Below are 316 nucleotides of genomic sequence, written 5' to 3'. Positions count from 1 at the left end.
TTGCCAAATGTACCGACCTGGAATACCGGGTCTTGTTTCATACCCGAGTTCTCCCTAGAAAGGAGGTGATCCAGCCGCACCTTCCGATACGGCTACCTTGTTACGACTTCACCCCAATCATCGACCCCACCTTAGACGGCTAGTTCCATTTCTGGTTACCCCACCGGCTTCGGGTGTTGCCAACTTTCGTGGTGTGACGGGCGGTGTGTACAAGGCCCGGGAACGTATTCACCGCAGTATGCTGACCTGCGATTACTAGCGATTCCGACTTCACGGAGGCGAGTTGCAGCCTCCGATCCGAACTGAGAGCTTGTTT

General features: G+C 54.7%; 1 rRNA gene. It reads right to left on the bottom strand.

The features are described from left to right. Positions 1 to 58: 58 nt before the first annotated feature. Positions 59 to 316: ribosomal RNA gene (locus GT1_RS21960) — 16S ribosomal RNA — on the bottom strand; the annotation flags it as partial.

Origin of the sequence: Sporomusa sp. GT1 (assembly GCF_014634905.1) — a bacterium.
GTDB classification, from domain to species: domain Bacteria; phylum Bacillota; class Negativicutes; order Sporomusales; family Sporomusaceae; genus Sporomusa; species Sporomusa sphaeroides.
The sequence above is the reverse complement of the archived record's forward strand: the minus strand, read 5'-3'. Positions and strand labels throughout refer to the sequence as shown.